The organism is Vibrio sp. EJY3, from assembly GCF_000241385.1.
GTDB lineage: Bacteria > Pseudomonadota > Gammaproteobacteria > Enterobacterales > Vibrionaceae > Vibrio > Vibrio natriegens.
In genome coordinates, this window is sequence record NC_016613.1 from 767,588 (window position 1) to 783,540 (window position 15,953).

At 46.1% G+C, this 15,953-nt stretch carries 14 protein-coding genes and 16 tRNA genes; 8 read left to right on the top strand and 22 right to left on the bottom strand.

From position 1 onward, the window contains the following. Nucleotides 1-200: 200 nt before the first annotated feature. Complete coding sequence (locus VEJY3_RS03450) at nt 201-1,376, top strand: 2-octaprenyl-3-methyl-6-methoxy-1,4-benzoquinol hydroxylase (protein WP_041170303.1); 1,176 nt, start codon at nt 201-203, stop codon at nt 1,374-1,376. A 133-nt stretch (nt 1,377-1,509) separates the two neighbouring features. Here VEJY3_RS03450 and VEJY3_RS03455 read toward each other — a convergent pair. The 22 genes from VEJY3_RS03455 to lolB form a co-directional block, all read right to left on the bottom strand. Next, nucleotides 1,510-1,594 (bottom strand) — tRNA-Leu (locus VEJY3_RS03455). 53 nt (nt 1,595-1,647) lie between these two features. Further along, a tRNA-Gln gene (locus VEJY3_RS03460) sits at nt 1,648-1,722 on the bottom strand. A gap of 42 nt (nt 1,723-1,764) precedes the next feature. Next, a tRNA-Leu gene (locus VEJY3_RS03465) sits at nt 1,765-1,849 on the bottom strand. Between the two features lie 29 nt (nt 1,850-1,878). After that, nucleotides 1,879-1,963, bottom strand: a tRNA-Leu gene (locus VEJY3_RS03470). A 46-nt stretch (nt 1,964-2,009) separates the two neighbouring features. Then, a tRNA-Met gene (locus VEJY3_RS03475) sits at nt 2,010-2,086 on the bottom strand. A gap of 23 nt (nt 2,087-2,109) precedes the next feature. Next, nucleotides 2,110-2,194 (bottom strand) — tRNA-Leu (locus tag VEJY3_RS03480). A gap of 53 nt (nt 2,195-2,247) precedes the next feature. Then, nucleotides 2,248-2,322 (bottom strand) — tRNA-Gln (locus VEJY3_RS03485). 103 nt (nt 2,323-2,425) lie between these two features. Further along, nucleotides 2,426-2,502 (bottom strand) — tRNA-Met (locus VEJY3_RS03490). 23 nt (nt 2,503-2,525) lie between these two features. Continuing rightward, nucleotides 2,526-2,610: transfer RNA gene (locus VEJY3_RS03495), tRNA-Leu, on the bottom strand. Nucleotides 2,611-2,717: 107 nt separating this feature from the next. Beyond that, nucleotides 2,718-2,876 (bottom strand): hypothetical protein, encoded by a 159-nt coding sequence (locus VEJY3_RS25700; RefSeq protein ID WP_158308253.1) that lies wholly within the window; start codon nt 2,874-2,876, stop codon nt 2,718-2,720. Between the two features lie 113 nt (nt 2,877-2,989). Continuing rightward, nucleotides 2,990-3,064 (bottom strand) — tRNA-Gln (locus VEJY3_RS03510). Between the two features lie 31 nt (nt 3,065-3,095). Then, nucleotides 3,096-3,180: transfer RNA gene (locus tag VEJY3_RS03515), tRNA-Leu, on the bottom strand. A 29-nt stretch (nt 3,181-3,209) separates the two neighbouring features. Next, nucleotides 3,210-3,294: transfer RNA gene (locus VEJY3_RS03520), tRNA-Leu, on the bottom strand. 89 nt (nt 3,295-3,383) lie between these two features. Continuing rightward, nucleotides 3,384-3,460 (bottom strand) — tRNA-Met (locus VEJY3_RS03525). A 78-nt stretch (nt 3,461-3,538) separates the two neighbouring features. Further along, nucleotides 3,539-3,613: transfer RNA gene (locus VEJY3_RS03530), tRNA-Gln, on the bottom strand. 31 nt (nt 3,614-3,644) lie between these two features. Beyond that, nucleotides 3,645-3,729 (bottom strand) — tRNA-Leu (locus VEJY3_RS03535). Nucleotides 3,730-3,767: 38 nt separating this feature from the next. Continuing rightward, nucleotides 3,768-3,844 (bottom strand) — tRNA-Met (locus tag VEJY3_RS03540). Between the two features lie 284 nt (nt 3,845-4,128). Continuing rightward, on the bottom strand, nt 4,129-5,220 hold the full coding sequence (gene ychF / locus VEJY3_RS03545) for a redox-regulated ATPase YchF (protein WP_014231060.1): 1,092 nt from the start codon (nt 5,218-5,220) through the stop codon (nt 4,129-4,131). A gap of 10 nt (nt 5,221-5,230) precedes the next feature. Further along, complete coding sequence (pth, locus tag VEJY3_RS03550; protein WP_014231061.1) at nt 5,231-5,821, bottom strand: aminoacyl-tRNA hydrolase; 591 nt, start codon at nt 5,819-5,821, stop codon at nt 5,231-5,233. Between the two features lie 180 nt (nt 5,822-6,001). Then, nucleotides 6,002-6,946 (bottom strand): ribose-phosphate pyrophosphokinase, encoded by a 945-nt coding sequence (locus VEJY3_RS03555; protein WP_014231062.1) that lies wholly within the window; start codon nt 6,944-6,946, stop codon nt 6,002-6,004. 28 nt (nt 6,947-6,974) lie between these two features. Next, on the bottom strand, nt 6,975-7,847 hold the full coding sequence (ispE, locus tag VEJY3_RS03560; RefSeq protein ID WP_041170198.1) for a 4-(cytidine 5'-diphospho)-2-C-methyl-D-erythritol kinase: 873 nt from the start codon (nt 7,845-7,847) through the stop codon (nt 6,975-6,977). Beyond that, a complete protein-coding gene (gene lolB / locus VEJY3_RS03565) occupies nt 7,844-8,482 on the bottom strand; it encodes a lipoprotein insertase outer membrane protein LolB (protein WP_014231064.1) in 639 nt (212 codons plus the stop codon). The genes ispE and lolB overlap by 4 nt, the downstream gene beginning before the upstream one ends. 134 nt (nt 8,483-8,616) lie before the next feature. On the opposite strand from lolB, the gene hemA reads away from it, so the two are divergent. The 7 genes from hemA to ushA all read left to right on the top strand — a co-directional run bounded on the left by hemA (nt 8,617) and on the right by ushA (nt 15,909). After that, on the top strand, nt 8,617-9,873 hold the full coding sequence (gene hemA / locus VEJY3_RS03570) for a glutamyl-tRNA reductase (protein ID WP_014231065.1): 1,257 nt from the start codon (nt 8,617-8,619) through the stop codon (nt 9,871-9,873). Nucleotides 9,874-9,902: 29 nt separating this feature from the next. After that, on the top strand, nt 9,903-10,991 hold the full coding sequence (gene prfA, locus VEJY3_RS03575) for a peptide chain release factor 1 (protein ID WP_014231066.1): 1,089 nt from the start codon (nt 9,903-9,905) through the stop codon (nt 10,989-10,991). 3 nt (nt 10,992-10,994) lie between these two features. Beyond that, complete coding sequence (gene prmC / locus VEJY3_RS03580) at nt 10,995-11,855, top strand: peptide chain release factor N(5)-glutamine methyltransferase (protein ID WP_014231067.1); 861 nt, start codon at nt 10,995-10,997, stop codon at nt 11,853-11,855. A gap of 36 nt (nt 11,856-11,891) precedes the next feature. After that, nucleotides 11,892-12,275 (top strand): SirB2 family protein, encoded by a 384-nt coding sequence (locus VEJY3_RS03585; RefSeq protein ID WP_014231068.1) that lies wholly within the window; start codon nt 11,892-11,894, stop codon nt 12,273-12,275. A 5-nt stretch (nt 12,276-12,280) separates the two neighbouring features. Next, nucleotides 12,281-13,090: a SirB1 family protein gene (locus tag VEJY3_RS03590; protein WP_014231069.1), complete on the top strand. Its 810-nt coding sequence runs from the start codon at nt 12,281-12,283 to the stop codon at nt 13,088-13,090. Between the two features lie 52 nt (nt 13,091-13,142). After that, nucleotides 13,143-13,994, top strand: a complete 852-nt coding sequence (gene kdsA, locus VEJY3_RS03595) for a 3-deoxy-8-phosphooctulonate synthase (protein ID WP_005384095.1) — start codon at nt 13,143-13,145, stop codon at nt 13,992-13,994. A 232-nt stretch (nt 13,995-14,226) separates the two neighbouring features. Beyond that, a complete protein-coding gene (gene ushA, locus VEJY3_RS03600) occupies nt 14,227-15,909 on the top strand; it encodes a bifunctional UDP-sugar hydrolase/5'-nucleotidase UshA (RefSeq protein ID WP_014231070.1) in 1,683 nt (560 codons plus the stop codon). Nucleotides 15,910-15,953 lie beyond the last annotated feature (44 nt).

Below are 15,953 nucleotides of genomic sequence, written 5' to 3' on the forward strand. Positions count from 1 at the left end.
CCTGATGAAATCTAGGCTTTTGCCTTATATTGAACAAGGTTTTTTAGCTCGCAAATCAGGCAGAAACACTCGGTTTACAAATGGGTAAATTTACGCAGAGCCCGCATCTTTAGGAAGAGGGAAAATAAACCGTTTTGTAAATGGATTGGCTGAAAGTACAATTGAAAAGGCAATTTAATCAAGATAATGAAGAACAAAAAATGAACAGATATGACATCGCCGTAATCGGTGGAGGCATGGTTGGAGCGGCAATCGCGATAGGGTTCGCACAGCAGGGCAGAAGTGTTGTTGTCGTCGAAGGCACAGAGCCAAAGGCGTTTGAACCGTCACAAGCGATGGACATTCGTGTATCCGCCATCTCACACCAATCCGTTAAGTTGCTTGAATCACTAGGTGCATGGGCATCGATCCAAGCGATGCGTGTCTGTCCTTACCGTCGTTTGGAAACATGGGAGCATCCAGAGTGTCGCACGCGATTCCATTCCGATGAACTGTCTCTAGAGCAACTTGGTTATATTGTTGAAAACCGCCTGATTCAGTTAGGTTTATGGCAAGCCTTCGATAACCATAACAACCTCACTGTAGAGTGTCCTGAACGCCTAAAAACAATCGAATTTGGTGACGTTAATCGAGTGACTTTAGAGAGTGGTAAGCAATTTGAGGCCCAATGGGTGATTGGCGCCGATGGTGCTAACTCAAAAGTGCGTCAGCTTGCCGGAATCGGGATCACGGCTTGGGATTATCGCCAACACTGTATGCTGATCAACGTAAAGACCGAGTTGCCTCAACAAGATATTACCTGGCAACAGTTTACGCCAAGTGGTCCCCGCTCTTTCTTACCTTTATGTTCACTTACTGAAGATGGTCAGGAAGTAGGCCAAGGATCTCTGGTTTGGTATGATTCGCCAAAACGCATCAAGCAACTTGGTGCCATGACCAAGCCACAATTAAAAAACGAAATTATAAGTTACTTCCCGAAAGAGTTAGGGGATATAGAGGTTCTGCAGTTTGGTTCGTTCCCTTTAACTCGCCGTCATGCTCAGTCATATTCGAATAGAGGCTGCGTACTCGTCGGAGATTCCGCTCATACCATTAACCCGTTAGCTGGGCAGGGTGTGAACCTAGGCTTTAAAGATGTTGATGTGTTGCTGTCGGTTACACAAGGTCAGGAAGAACTCACTGAGCCGCTTTTGGCCAAATATGAGCGAGCACGTCGTCCTGATAATCTGTTAATGCAAACGGGTATGGACTTTTTCTACAAAGGCTTTAGCAATGATTTAGGGCCTCTGAAGCTTGCACGCAATGCGGCATTAAAGTTGGCTGAACATTCAGGGCCAATTAAAGCGCAAGTGTTGAAATACGCGTTGGGTATGTGATCAGAAATAAATAGCAGATAGAAAAAAAGCGAGCCAAGAGCTCGCTTTTTTAATTCGACAAATCAGAGATTCATCGAGTCCAGAAACAGAAAAAAGAAAAAACCCAGCAAACTAATGCTGGGTTTTCCGATAATGGTGCGGAAGGAGAGACTTGAACTCTCACACCTTGCGGCGCCAGAACCTAAATCTGGTGCGTCTACCAATTCCGCCACTTCCGCAACTTAATCTGTAGATATCAAGATAATTGGTAAAATCTCAATATCATTTTGTATGGCAGGGCTACCTGGATTCGAACCAGGGAATGGCGGCATCAAAAGCCGCTGCCTTACCGCTTGGCGATAGCCCTACAGGTATAGTCATGAGACTATGTCTTTCTAAAAAGAAAGAATGGTGCGGAAGGAGAGACTTGAACTCTCACACCTTACGGCGCCAGAACCTAAATCTGGTGCGTCTACCAATTCCGCCACTTCCGCATATTTTGATATTGTAGATGAGTTTAAGATGGTGCGGAAGGAGAGACTTGAACTCTCACACCTTGCGGCGCCAGAACCTAAATCTGGTGCGTCTACCAATTCCGCCACTTCCGCATCTTAAATCTACATGACTGTAAGCCTAGGCTTTCAATCTAATCAATGGTGGCTACGACGGGATTCGAACCTGTGACCCCATCATTATGAGTGATGTGCTCTAACCAGCTGAGCTACGTAGCCATCTCAAATTGTTTAATCAAGAATGGTGCGGAAGGAGAGACTTGAACTCTCACACCTTGCGGCGCCAGAACCTAAATCTGGTGCGTCTACCAATTCCGCCACTTCCGCATCTTGATCTTTAGATATTCAGATAATTGGTAAAATCTCAATATCGTTTTGTATGGCAGGGCTACCTGGATTCGAACCAGGGAATGGCGGCATCAAAAGCCGCTGCCTTACCGCTTGGCGATAGCCCTACGGCGCCAGAACCTAAATCTGGTGCGTCTACCAATTCCGCCACTTCCGCAACTTATTCTGTAGTTATAAAGGTAATTGGTAAAACCTAAATAACGTTATAAATGGTGGCTACGACGGGATTCGAACCTGTGACCCCATCATTATGAGTGATGTGCTCTAACCAGCTGAGCTACGTAGCCAACTCAAATTGTTTAATCAAGAATGGTGCGGAAGGAGAGACTTGAACTCTCACACCTTGCGGCGCCAGAACCTAAATCTGGTGCGTCTACCAATTCCGCCACTTCCGCATCTTGATCTTTAGATATTCAGATAATTGGTAAAATCTCAATATCGTTTTGTATGGCAGGGCTACCTGGATTCGAACCAGGGAATGGCGGCATCAAAAGCCGCTGCCTTACCGCTTGGCGATAGCGGCGCCAGAACCTAAATCTGGTGCGTCTACCAATTCCGCCACTTCCGCAACTAAATCTATAGACATCAAGATAATTGGTAAAATCTCAACGTCGTTGTATATGGCAGGGCTACCTGGATTCGAACCAGGGAATGGCGGCATCAAAAGCCGCTGCCTTACCGCTTGGCGATAGCGGCGCCAGAACCTAAATCTGGTGCGTCTACCAATTCCGCCACTTCCGCATAATTACTGAGAAAACTCAATAATTTAAATAGTGGCAGGTCTACCTGGATTCGAACCAGGGAATGGCGGCATCAAAAGCCGCTGCCTTACCGCTTGGCGATAGACCTGCAGGCAGTAGTTTTACAACTACTTAAAATATGGTGCGGAAAGAGAGACTTGAACTCTCACACCTTGCGGCGCCAGAACCTAAATCTGGTGCGTCTACCAATTCCGCCATTTCCGCATATATTCTTCAATAGAGTTAAATCAAGATGGTGCGGAAGGAGAGACTTGAACTCTCACACCTTGCGGCGCCAGAACCTAAATCTGGTGCGTCTACCAATTCCGCCACTTCCGCGTCTTGAACTCTATAAACCATCAGTTAATTGGTAAAAACTAATAGTTGTTTTTCTTTATCACAAAGATAGTTCTTTCAAAAAGAAAGAATGGTGGCTACGACGGGATTCGAACCTGTGACCCCATCATTATGAGTGATGTGCTCTAACCAGCTGAGCTACGTAGCCATCTTTTTGAGCGAGACAATATAAACCTTCGCGCTCTAAGTGACAACCCCTTTATCAAGGAATCTCCACTTTGAATAGTGGCAGGTCTACCTGGATTCGAACCAGGGAATGGCGGCATCAAAAGCCGCTGCCTTACCGCTTGGCGATAGACCTGCAGGCAGTAGTCTTACAACTACTTAAAATATGGTGCGGAAGGAGAGACTTGAACTCTCACACCTTGCGGCGCCAGAACCTAAATCTGGTGCGTCTACCAATTCCGCCACTTCCGCATCTATTCCTAATCACTCTTTCAAAGAGTATTTAGGAATGGTGGCTACGACGGGATTCGAACCTGTGACCCCATCATTATGAGTGATGTGCTCTAACCAGCTGAGCTACGTAGCCAAAACCATATTTTTCGTTCTCAACACTTCGTTGCCTTGTTGTCGGGAACGGCGCGCATTATGCGAAGTTGAGTAAGATCCGTCAACAGTTTTTTTAAATAAATCTCGGAAAAAACCTCGTTCGCTTCCTTTTTAAACAAAGAGGCGTGTTTATGATCTAAAACTGGAAAAAAAATCGCTTGCAGCTAGGTAGTTAACTTCAGGTCTTTTGTTGAAGGGATAAAAAAAGCCAGCAATCATGCTGGCTTTTTATGTAAATGAAGTGTTTAAAATTCATTCATTTAATTAAACGTTGAAGCGGAAGTGAATAACATCACCGTCTTTTACGATGTATTCTTTACCTTCTAGACGCCATTTACCTGCGTCTTTCGCACCACTTTCACCGTTGAATTCGATGAAGTCGTCGTAACCAACAACTTCCGCACGGATGAAACCTTTTTCAAAGTCAGTGTGGATCTTCGCTGCTGCTTTTGGCGCGGTTGCACCGACAGGGATTGTCCATGCACGAACTTCTTTTACGCCAGCGGTAAAGTAAGTTTGTAGGTTTAGCAGTTCGTAACCTGCGCGAATCACGCGGTTCAGACCTGGTTCTTCGATACCTAGGTCTGCCAGGAACTCTTCACGCTCGTCATCTTCTAGCTCAGCCATTTCTGACTCGATAGCCGCACATACAGGAACAACAACGTTGTTTTCTTTTGCTGCAAATTCACGTACAGCATCTAGGTATGCGTTGTCTTCAAAACCATCTTCGTTCACGTTAGCGATGTACATGGTTGGCTTTAGCGTCAGGAAGTTTAGGTAGCCAATTGCAGCTAGCTCTTCTTTAGCAAGCTCAACGGTACGCGCTGAACCGCCTTCTGTTAGTACTGGAAGCAGCTTTTCAAGCACAGTTAGCTCGAATTTCGCGTCTTTATCACCGCCTTTTGCTTTCTTTGCGTTACGCTGGATCGCGCGCTCACAAGAGTCAAGGTCAGCCATTGCTAGCTCAAGGTTGATAACTTCAATATCTTCAATTGGAGATACTTTACCTGCTACGTGAACGATGTTGTCGTTTTCGAAACAACGTACAACGTGACCGATCGCGTCAGTTTCACGGATGTTTGCCAGGAATTTGTTACCTAGACCTTCACCACGTGATGCACCCGCTACCAGACCGGCGATGTCGACGAATTCCATTGTAGTAGGCAGCACTTTCTGTGGGTTAACGATCTTTGCTAGTGCATCTAGACGTAGATCTGGCACAGGAACTACACCAGTGTTTGGTTCGATCGTACAGAACGGGAAGTTTGCTGCTTCGATGCCTGCTTTAGTTAGTGCGTTAAACAGAGTTGATTTACCAACGTTAGGTAGACCAACGATGCCACATTTAAAACCCATGATAGTAACCTTATTCAGCTTTGAACGTGTGGAGGCGATTTTGTGCTTTTGATAGGCCATCCTTGATCAGAATGTCTAGACAACGTACCGATTCATCGGTCGCGGCGTCCAAAAGCTCTTGTTCTTTAGCTGGAGCTTTACCTAGTACAAACCCTGCCACTTTATCTTTGTGTCCCGGATGGCCAATGCCGATACGAAGACGATAAAAATCTTTGTTGTTGCTTAATTTGCTTATTGTGTCACGCAGGCCATTGTGACCACCGTGACCGCCACCTTTTTTAAACTTAGCGACACCTGGCGGTAAGTCTAGCTCGTCATGAGCAACCATGATCTCTTCTGGTTTTATTTGGTAAAACTTCGCCATCGCGGCGATGGATTTTCCCGAAAGATTCATGAAAGTGGTTGGGATAAGCAAACGGAGATCCTGTCCGTTGACCATGATACGTCCGGTCAATCCGAAGAACTTTGGTTCGTTCTTCAGCGTAATGTTGTGAACGCGTGCTAATTCTTCTACAACCCAAGCGCCCGCATTATGGCGAGTTTTGGCGTATTCTGGTCCCGGATTAGCAAGACCAACGAGAAGTTTGATTGGTTGACTCAAGGTTAGGATCTCTCTGGAATCTCAAAAAGCGCAGTATGATAGCACAGAAAACTGACAGTGGGGGAACTCGGTTGAGATTGATCATTTCCTCAATGAGCCACCATTGGCTGTGTCCTGCGCACAAATAAAAAACACCCCAAAAGGGGTGTTTTAAAAATCAGTGTAACTGAAATGTCCGAATTAGTTGAACATTGCAGAAATTGACTCTTCGTTGCTGATACGACGAATCGCTTCAGCCAGCATGCGAGATAGGCTTAGTGTAGTTACTTTACCTGTCGCTTCCATCTCTTTAGACATAGTGATTGAGTCGGTTACGATCACTTGGTCTAGTACAGAGTTGCCGATGTTTTGTGCCGCGTTACCTGAGAATACAGCGTGAGTTGCGTAAGCGAATACACGCTTAGCACCGCGCTCTTTCAGCGCTTCTGCTGCTTTACATAGTGTGCCGCCAGTGTCGATCATGTCATCAACGATCACGCAGTCGCGACCTTCAACATCACCGATTAGGTTCATCACTTCAGAAACGTTTGCACGTGGACGACGCTTATCAACGATAGCGATATCGATATCACCTAGCGCTTTTGCCGTTGCACGAGCACGGACAACACCACCAAGGTCAGGAGAAACCACTACAGGGTTTTCCAGGCCACGAGCTTGCATGTCTTCTAGTAGTACTGGAGTACCGAAGATGTTGTCTACAGGTACATCGAAGAAGCCTTGAATCTGCTCTGCGTGTAGGTCGATAGTCAGAACGCGGTCAACACCAACGTTAGATAGGAAATCAGCAACAACTTTTGCAGTAATTGGCACACGAGAAGAACGTACACGACGGTCTTGACGAGCGTAACCAAAGTAAGGGATAACTGCAGTGATACGGCCTGCTGAAGCACGGCGCATTGCATCAATCATAACAACCAATTCCATTAGGTTGTCGTTAGTCGGTGCACAAGTGGATTGAATGATGAAAACATCGCTACCACGAACATTCTCATTGATTTGAACTGCAACTTCGCCATCAGAAAAGCGAGAAACAGATGCATCACCAAGAGAGATGTAAAGACGATCAGCAATACGTTGGGCTAGTTCAGGTGTTGCATTACCAGCAAATAGCTTCATATCAGGCACGGTGGAAACCTCGGGTTTGCGTCCAGTTTTAATTAGGTCGGTGTGTGGCTGATTGGTATTCAGCCAGAGTCTCTTTTAATGGCGAAATATTGCGCCCTTGAGCGACAAATGCCGAGACATCATCAGAGAGTTGCGCAAGGAGAGTTTCTGCTTCTGATTTGCTCGAAAATTCAGCAAAAACGCAAGATCCTGTCCCAGTCAATCTTGACGGCGCGTATTGTAGCAGCCAAGAAAGTTGCTTATCAACCTCCGGATAGAGCATTCGGACAATTTTTTCGCAATCGTTTACGTTTGGTGTGTCCAAAAGTGTGGCTAGATCTCGTTTTGCGGTGTTTCGTGTTAAATCTGGGTGACGAAATACGTCAACGGTCGCGATCGAGACGTTAGGTCTTACGACGAGGTACCACTTTTCTTCCGGATAAGCCGGAGAAAGTTTTTCTCCGACACCTTCAGCAAAGGCAGCAAACCCACGTACAAATACTGGCACGTCAGCGCCAAGTTTCAAGCCAATTTGAGCAAGTTCATCATCACTGAGATTCAGTTGCCAAAGGTAATTAAGTGCCACCAGAGTTGTCGCGGCGTTCGATGAACCTCCACCAATCCCACCGCCCATCGGCAAAACTTTTTTAAGATCAATGTGCGCACCTAAATGACATTGTGCGTATTCTTGCAGCGCAGTCGCGGCCTTCCAAATCAAATTATCTTGAAGAGGAACACCTTCAATTTCCGGAGATAGGGTGATGTTTCCTGTTTTATTGGCTTGAATGGTGAGTTCGTCACCATGATCCACGAATTGGAAAAGCGTTTGGAGTTCGTGATAACCGTTTTCGGTTCGGCCATTGATGTAAAGAAAGAGATTCAATTTCGCCGGTGAAGGCCAGCGGGTTGAAATGTCGATCATTGGGTGATGTTCCATTTGGTGATCAGGAGGTTTATTTTAACGTCCGACGTAGTCAGCTTTAATCGGTTGGGTAGCGGCAGTGCTTGCTCATGCCATTTTACATCGCTGTAGCGTTGGTAATCGATGTTCCAGTCGTTTAAGCCAATCTGCTTATTCAAGGCTTGCAGTGTATTGGTTGAGGAGAGTTTGAACGTGTCTGCGTTGGTTGGTAAACCGAGTAGCCAGTCAGGCATATGCTCTACCGGCATCATTAATCCGGTCAATTGGAATATTAGTTGGTTGGCATGACGCGCAGAAAGCACCTGGTCATCGTAAGTCTCTACCGTAGCACCGTCTGGAGTGATGGTTAGGTTTAATGCGGTTTGACCAAGAATCGTCGTCAAACGCAGTTGACTGAGTGCCGTTGAGTGTTTCCAGAAGAAATTAAGGTTTTGTCTTTGGTCTGGCCCAATATAGCCAAGTTTGCCAGTTACTTGAAAATCATGAATCGCTTCAAGTTTTTTTTCGTGTGTTTGCCATTCCACGCTGGTGATACTTTCCGGAACAGAGCTACAGCCAGCGAGTATCAGACTCGACAAGACAAATATTATAAAGGAACGTAAGGTCATGTTTGATGGCTTATTAATCAGTTTCATCGGTATTCGCTCACAACTATAGCATTGAAAAGTCGCAGTTAGGAAAACAAATCCGGCTTGCCCTTTCAATAAATGCGTGCTTACAGTAAAATTCTGAACCTATTTCATAATCGATCTCAGAGATACCACGTTAGATGTCCTTGCTTGCTATTGGAATTAATCACAATACAGCGTCTGTCGACTTGCGCGAGAAGGTGGCGTTTGGACCGGATAAACTCGGCCCGGCCCTCGAGCAACTTAGAAAGCACGAAGCGGTAAACGGCAGTGTTATTATTTCAACCTGTAACCGAACCGAGTTGTATTGCGACGTAAAGCAAGGGGCACGTAACAAGTTAATCGATTGGCTGGTCGAGTTTCATGACGTGAGCCGGGAAGAGCTGATGCCGAGTTTGTATGTGCACGAAGAGCAATCTGCTATCAAGCACTTAATGCGCGTATCATGCGGTCTCGATTCTCTGGTATTGGGTGAGCCGCAGATTTTAGGACAAGTGAAGCAATCTTTTTCCGACTCGCGTGAACACCAAACGGTTGATGCGTCGATTGATAAGCTTTTCCAAAAAACCTTTTCTGTTGCGAAACGTGTGCGTACAGAGACGGATATTGGCGGCAATGCCGTGTCGGTTGCCTATGCGGCATGTACACTGGCGAAACATATTTTTGAATCACTGTCTGACTCTACGGTTCTTTTGGTTGGTGCGGGAGAAACCATTGAACTGGTTGCCAAGCACTTAGCCTCTAACGGCTGCTCTAAAATGATTGTGGCTAACCGCACCAAAGAGCGCGCACAAGGATTAGCGGACCAGTTTGGAGCAGAGGTGATCAGCTTAAACGAAATTCCTGATCACCTTGCCAGAGCCGATATTGTTATTAGTTCTACGGCAAGCCCGCTGCCTATTATTGGCAAAGGTATGGTCGAAACGGCGCTGAAAAAACGTCGTCATCAACCTATCTTACTGGTTGATATCGCGGTACCGCGCGACGTAGAGCCTCAAGTTGGTGAGCTTAATGACGCTTACCTGTACTCTGTTGATGACCTGCAGTCGATTATTGACAGCAATATTGAGCAGAGAAAAGTAGAAGCCATTCAGGCAGAAGCGATTGTGAGTGAGGAAAGTGCTGCGTTTATGACGTGGTTGCGTTCACTACAAGCGGTCGACAGTATTCGCGATTATCGCGAGTCAGCAAACAATATACGTGAAGATTTATTGAGCAAAAGCCTGCAATCATTGGCGGCTGGCACAGACCCGGAAAAAGTTCTGCGCGAGCTCAGTAATAAACTCACCAATAAACTGATTCACGCCCCAACTCGAGCACTTCAGAGTGCAGCGGAGCAAGGCGAACCAGCAAAATTAACGATTATCCGCCAAACACTCGGTTTGGATGATCTATAACTCACGCTTTTTATTAAGAAAACGACACTATGAAAGCCTCTATTCTGACTAAGCTAGAAACGCTAGTAGAACGTTACGAAGAAGTTCAACATCTTCTTGGTGATCCTGACGTAATTGGAGATCAGGACAAATTCCGTGCTCTATCTAAAGAGTACTCTCAGCTAGAAGAAGTAACTAAGTGCTTCCAGGCTTATCAACAAGCGCAAGATGATCTTATCGCCGCTGAAGAGATGGCTAACGAAGACGACGAAGAAATGCGTGAAATGGCGCAAGAAGAAATCAAAGAGGCGAAAGCTACTATCGAGCGCCTTGCTGATGAACTGCAAATTCTCCTTCTGCCAAAAGATCCAAACGATGATCGCAACTGTTTCCTAGAAATTCGCGCAGGTGCTGGCGGTGATGAAGCGGGTATCTTTGCGGGTGACCTGTTCCGTATGTACAGCAAGTACGCGGAGAAAAAAGGCTGGCGTATTGAAGTGATGTCTTCAAATGAAGCTGAGCACGGCGGTTACAAAGAGATGATTGCCAAAGTAAGCGGCGATGGTGCTTACGGTGTATTGAAATTTGAGTCAGGCGGCCACCGTGTACAGCGTGTTCCAGCAACTGAATCTCAAGGCCGAGTGCATACTTCTGCTTGTACCGTTGCGGTTATGGCTGAAATTCCTGAAGCTGAAATCCCAGAGATTAAAGCAGCAGACCTTAAAATCGATACTTTCCGTGCTTCTGGCGCGGGTGGTCAGCACGTTAACACCACAGATTCTGCAATTCGTATTACCCACTTACCAACGGGTACCGTGGTAGAGTGTCAGGACGAACGTTCACAGCACAAAAACAAAGCGAAAGCGATGGCCGTTCTTGCTGCTCGCATTATTCAGGCTGAAGAAGCGAAGCGCGCGGCTGAAGTGTCTGATACACGTCGTAACTTGCTAGGTTCTGGCGACCGTAGTGACCGTATTCGTACTTACAACTACCCTCAAGGTCGCGTTTCAGACCATCGCATCAACCTGACGGTTTACCGTTTGAATGAAGTGATGGAAGGTGACCTGCAAAGCTTGATCGACCCTGTTGTTCAAGAGCACCAAGCAGACCAACTAGCGGCGCTAGCTGAGAACGCTTAATCGATGACTCAAGTTCAATCTATTGAGCAAGCACTGAAAAGTGCCACAGCAAAACTGACAGAGGGCGGCAAAGAGTCGCCTTCTCTCGATGCGGCAGTCCTGCTTTGTCATGTCCTTGGCAAACCAAGAAGTTATCTACTTACCTGGCCTGAACGAATCCTAGAAGCTGAACAACAAGTGCAGTTTGATGCTTTGCTTGAGAGACGTTTAGCGGGTGAACCGGTTGCCTATATTATTGGTGAGCGTGAGTTCTGGTCTTTGCCACTGAAAGTTTCCCCTTCTACTTTGATTCCAAGACCGGATACCGAGCGCTTGGTTGAAGTCGCCTTAGATAAAACCTTTGAGCAGAGTGGTTCTATTCTAGATTTGGGTACTGGAACGGGTGCCATCGCTTTAGCTTTGGCTTCTGAGATGCCGAATCGTCAGGTGATGGGTGTCGATCTTAAGCAAGAAGCGAAAGAGTTAGCCGAGTACAATGCTGAGCAACTCAATATCAAAAATGTGACGTTTGCTCAGGGAAGTTGGTTCGAACCTGTTGCTCCGGAAACAAAGTTTGCTCTTATTGTTTCTAATCCCCCGTACATCGATGAGAAAGATCCGCATTTAGCTCAAGGTGATGTGCGTTTTGAACCCAAATCTGCACTTGTGGCCGATGAAGGCGGGTTGGCGGATATTCGTCATATCTCTGATGCTGCTCGTCAGTACCTTGAAGAGGGCGGTTGGCTTGTTTTCGAGCACGGCTACGATCAGGGGCAAGCGGTGAGAGACATCATGTGTAGCTTTGGCTATCAACACGTCGTTACTGAACAAGATTACGCTGGCAATGACCGGGTGACCCTTGGTTGTTTTGCCGCTGAACAATAACGAGAAAGTCAGCAAATTTAAACTAAGAGAAGAAAAATGTACGTAGCTCTAAAACATATTCACCTCGTGACCATTGCACTTAGTGCGACATTGTTGTCGATTCGCTTTGTGTTAATGATGATGAACTCGCCAAAACGTAACAACCGTTTTTTGAAAGTGTTCCCGCATATTGTTGATACTGCGCTACTCGTATCTGGTATCGCTCTGATCTTCGTCACTGGCTTCATTCCATTTACTGACGCAGCGCCTTGGTTAACCAACAAGATCACTTGCGTGTTAGCGTACATTGCTCTGGGCTTCTTCGCTTTGAAGTTAGCCAAAAACAAATTACTACAAATTTTCGGTTTCTTCGGCGCATTAGGCTGGCTAGTGATGGCCGCTAATATTGCAGTGTCTAAGAGTCCGACTTTATTTGGGTAACAGTCATGGTTGAGTTTTTTGACGAAGATTTTGACAATATGGCGTTGGTGGAAGGCGCGTTAGAGCTTAACAAGTCTGTCGATCCTGAGACGAATGTACATTGGGCAAAACAAGAGCTGGAACGCCTATACCAAGAAGCCGAAGTTGCTTTGGTTCATGAAACGAATGAAGAGCAGCGCTTCGATTCGTTTTTACGCCTATTCTTCCAGGAGTGGGGCTTTAAAGGCGATGACCAAGAGTATTTTAACTCTGATAACAGCTTTATCGATAAAGTGTTAGAGCGTAAAAAAGGCATTCCAGTCAGTTTGGGCTCGATTTTATTGTATCTGGGTAACAAGCTCGGTTTCCCGTTAAAAGGCATTACTTTTCCAACGCAGTTTTTGCTGAAAATTGATTGGATGCACAAGACGCCAGATTACATTAATCCGTTTAACGGCGAATACGTAGGTGAACGAATTCTTCAGGCTTGGTTAATTGGCCAAGACGGCCCACTCGCGCAGCTCAAACCAGAGCATTTCGAAGAAGCGGACAATCCGACCGTTATTGGCCGTTGGCTTGCGCTGATCAAAAGTGCCATGCTGCGTGAAGAGCGCTACACGCTGGCACTGCGTTGTACCAACCTCGCACTGACCTTTGTACCAGATGACCCATATGAGATTCGAGATCGCGGGTTTATCTTTCAGCAGTTAGAGTGCCATCAGGTCGCGGCGTCTGATTTCCAGTACTTTATTGACCAGTGCCCGGATGATCCGGCTTCAGAGCTACTAAAATCACAAGTAAACGTGATGACTGAGAAGCACACCACACTACACTAATGTTACCGATAGGCGCTCTGAAGCTTATCGTGAATAGAAAAAGAGAATCAAAATGGAACAGAAAATCGTTAATATTGGCGACATTCAGGTTGCTAACGACAAGCCATTCACCCTATTTGCCGGTATGAACGTTCTCGAGTCTCGTGATCTTGCTATGCAGATCTGTGAGCACTACGTAAAAGTGACTGAAAAACTGGGTATTCCTTACGTATTTAAGGCGTCGTTCGACAAAGCAAACCGCAGTTCTGTTCACTCATACCGTGGCCCTGGCCTTGAAGAAGGTATGAAGATCTTTCAAGAGCTTAAAGACACCTTTGGCGTGAAAATTATCACGGATGTTCACACTGAAGCTCAGGCACAGCCAGTTGCAGACGTTGTGGATGTTATTCAGCTTCCTGCGTTCCTAGCACGTCAGACTGACCTTGTTGAAGCGATGGCAAAAACAGGCGCGGTTATCAACGTGAAAAAACCTCAGTTCATGAGCCCTGGTCAGGTGGGTAACATCGTTGAGAAGTTTGCAGAGTGTGGTAACGATAAAATCATTCTATGTGAACGCGGTTCATGCCATGGTTACGACAACCTAGTGGTAGACATGCTTGGTTTCGGCGTTATGAAAAACGCTTCAAAAGGCAGCCCAATCATTTTTGACGTGACGCACTCTCTACAAATGCGTGATCCATCAGGCGCGGCATCTGGTGGCCGTCGTGAACAGACGGTTGAGCTGGCAAAAGCAGGCCTTGCAACGGGTATTGCTGGTTTGTTCATTGAAGCACACCCGAACCCAGATCAAGCACGTTGTGACGGCCCTTCTGCACTGCCACTGGACAAGCTAGAGCCATTCTTGGCGCAAATGAAGTCACTTGACGACCTTATCAAGAGCTTTGCGGACATCGACATTAAATAATTAATGTTACCAAACGAGAAAATAGCCAACTCTATGTTGGCTATTTTTTTGTCTGGAATAACAGAAGTCTCAAACTGTCATAGTTAAATTTGAGATCAGATGACAATTGGCCATAATTAAAAATCAATACGTTAGAATAGCCCACTTGTCGTTTCGTACTTTCGTGAAGTGGCCGATAAACGTATTTAATAAAGTACAACAGCAGTGGATTCATAAAAGAAAAGGTAAAACAATGAAGCAGCGTCTGATGGTAAAAACCGCCTTGAGTGCGGTCATTCTGGCTACTCTTGCCGGATGTGCAACCCAACCCGCCCATGAATGGAAAACAGATACCACTTACCGGTTAACGGTACTGCATACTAACGATCACCATGGTCGTTTTTGGCAGAACAAATATGCAGAGTACGGTATGGCAGCACGTAAAACACTGATTGATGATTTACGTGAAGAGGTAGAAGCGGAGGGGGGCAGTCTTTTGCTTCTCTCTGGTGGTGATATCAACACGGGTGTTCCTGAGTCAGATTTACAAGATGCGGAACCTGACTTTAAAGGCATGAGCAAAATTGGCTATGATGCGATGGCACTCGGCAATCATGAGTTTGATAATCCGTTAGACGTTTTGTTTAAGCAGCAGGAATGGGCGACTTTCCCAATGTTGTCCGCCAATATCTATTCGAAAGAAACCGGTAAACGCATGTTCCAGCCTTATGCGATGTTCAATAAGCAAGGCATTAAGATTGCGGTTATTGGCCTGACAACAGAAGATACTGCGAAGTTAGGTAACCCTGAATACATAGGTCAAGTGGACTTCCGTGATCCAAAAGAGGAAGCGAAAAAACTGATCGCTGAGCTGAAAAAGACCGAATATCCTGATTTGATCTTTGCTGTCACTCATATGGGACACTATGAAAACGGCAACCGTGGCATTAATGCGCCGGGTGATGTAGCGTTAGCGCGTTATTTAAGTGAAGGTGATTTGGACATGATTGTCGGCGGCCACTCGCAAGAGCCTGTTTGTATGGAAGGCCCAAACGTCATGAAGCAAAACTTCAAGCCGGGTGATGAGTGCCAGCCAGATCAACAAAACGGGACTTACATCGTTCAAGCCTATGAGTGGGGTAAGTATGTCGGTCGTGCAGATTACGAGTTTCGTAACGGTGAGCTTTCGATGGTGAGTTACGACCTTATTCCGGTCAACTTGAAGAAGAAAGTGGAAATTAATGGGCAATCAGAGCGCGTTCTGGTTGAAGATGAAATTGCTCAGGATGAATCGCTGCTGGAATTCCTGCGTCCTTATCAAGAGAAAGGTCAGGGGCAGCTGAATGTAAAAATTGCGGAGTCAAATGGCAAGCTGGAAGGTGATCGTGATGTGGTGCGATTTAAGCAAACCAATCTTGGCCGTCTGATTGCAACTGCTCATATGGAACGCGCCAAAGCAGACTTTGCGGTGATGAACTCGGGTGGTGTTCGCGATTCGATTGAGAAAGGGGATATTACTTATAAAGACGTCCTGACGGTTCAACCATTCGGCAATATGGTGACTTACGTAGACATGTCGGGCCAAGAAGTTCTGGACTATCTGAATGTTGTCGCGACCAAACCTGTTGACTCGGGCGCATATGCTCAGTTTGCAGGTATCGCTTTAACTATTGAAAATGGCGAGGTGACCAACGTCTTTATTGGTGACCAACAGCTTCGTTTGGATGGCAACTATCGTTTTACCGTACCAAGTTATAACGCGGCGGGTGGTGATGGTTATCCGAAAATTGATAACCATGCAGGCTACGTGAATACAGGCTTTACCGATGCTGAAGTATTAAAAGATTATCTCGAGTCTCACAGTCCGATCGATGTCAATCGTTACGCGCCTACCGGGCAAATCAAATACGCAACTGACAATGTTATTTATCAATAACGCCAGATAGCGAAAAAGCGATTGACTCAAAATCGCTGATATCA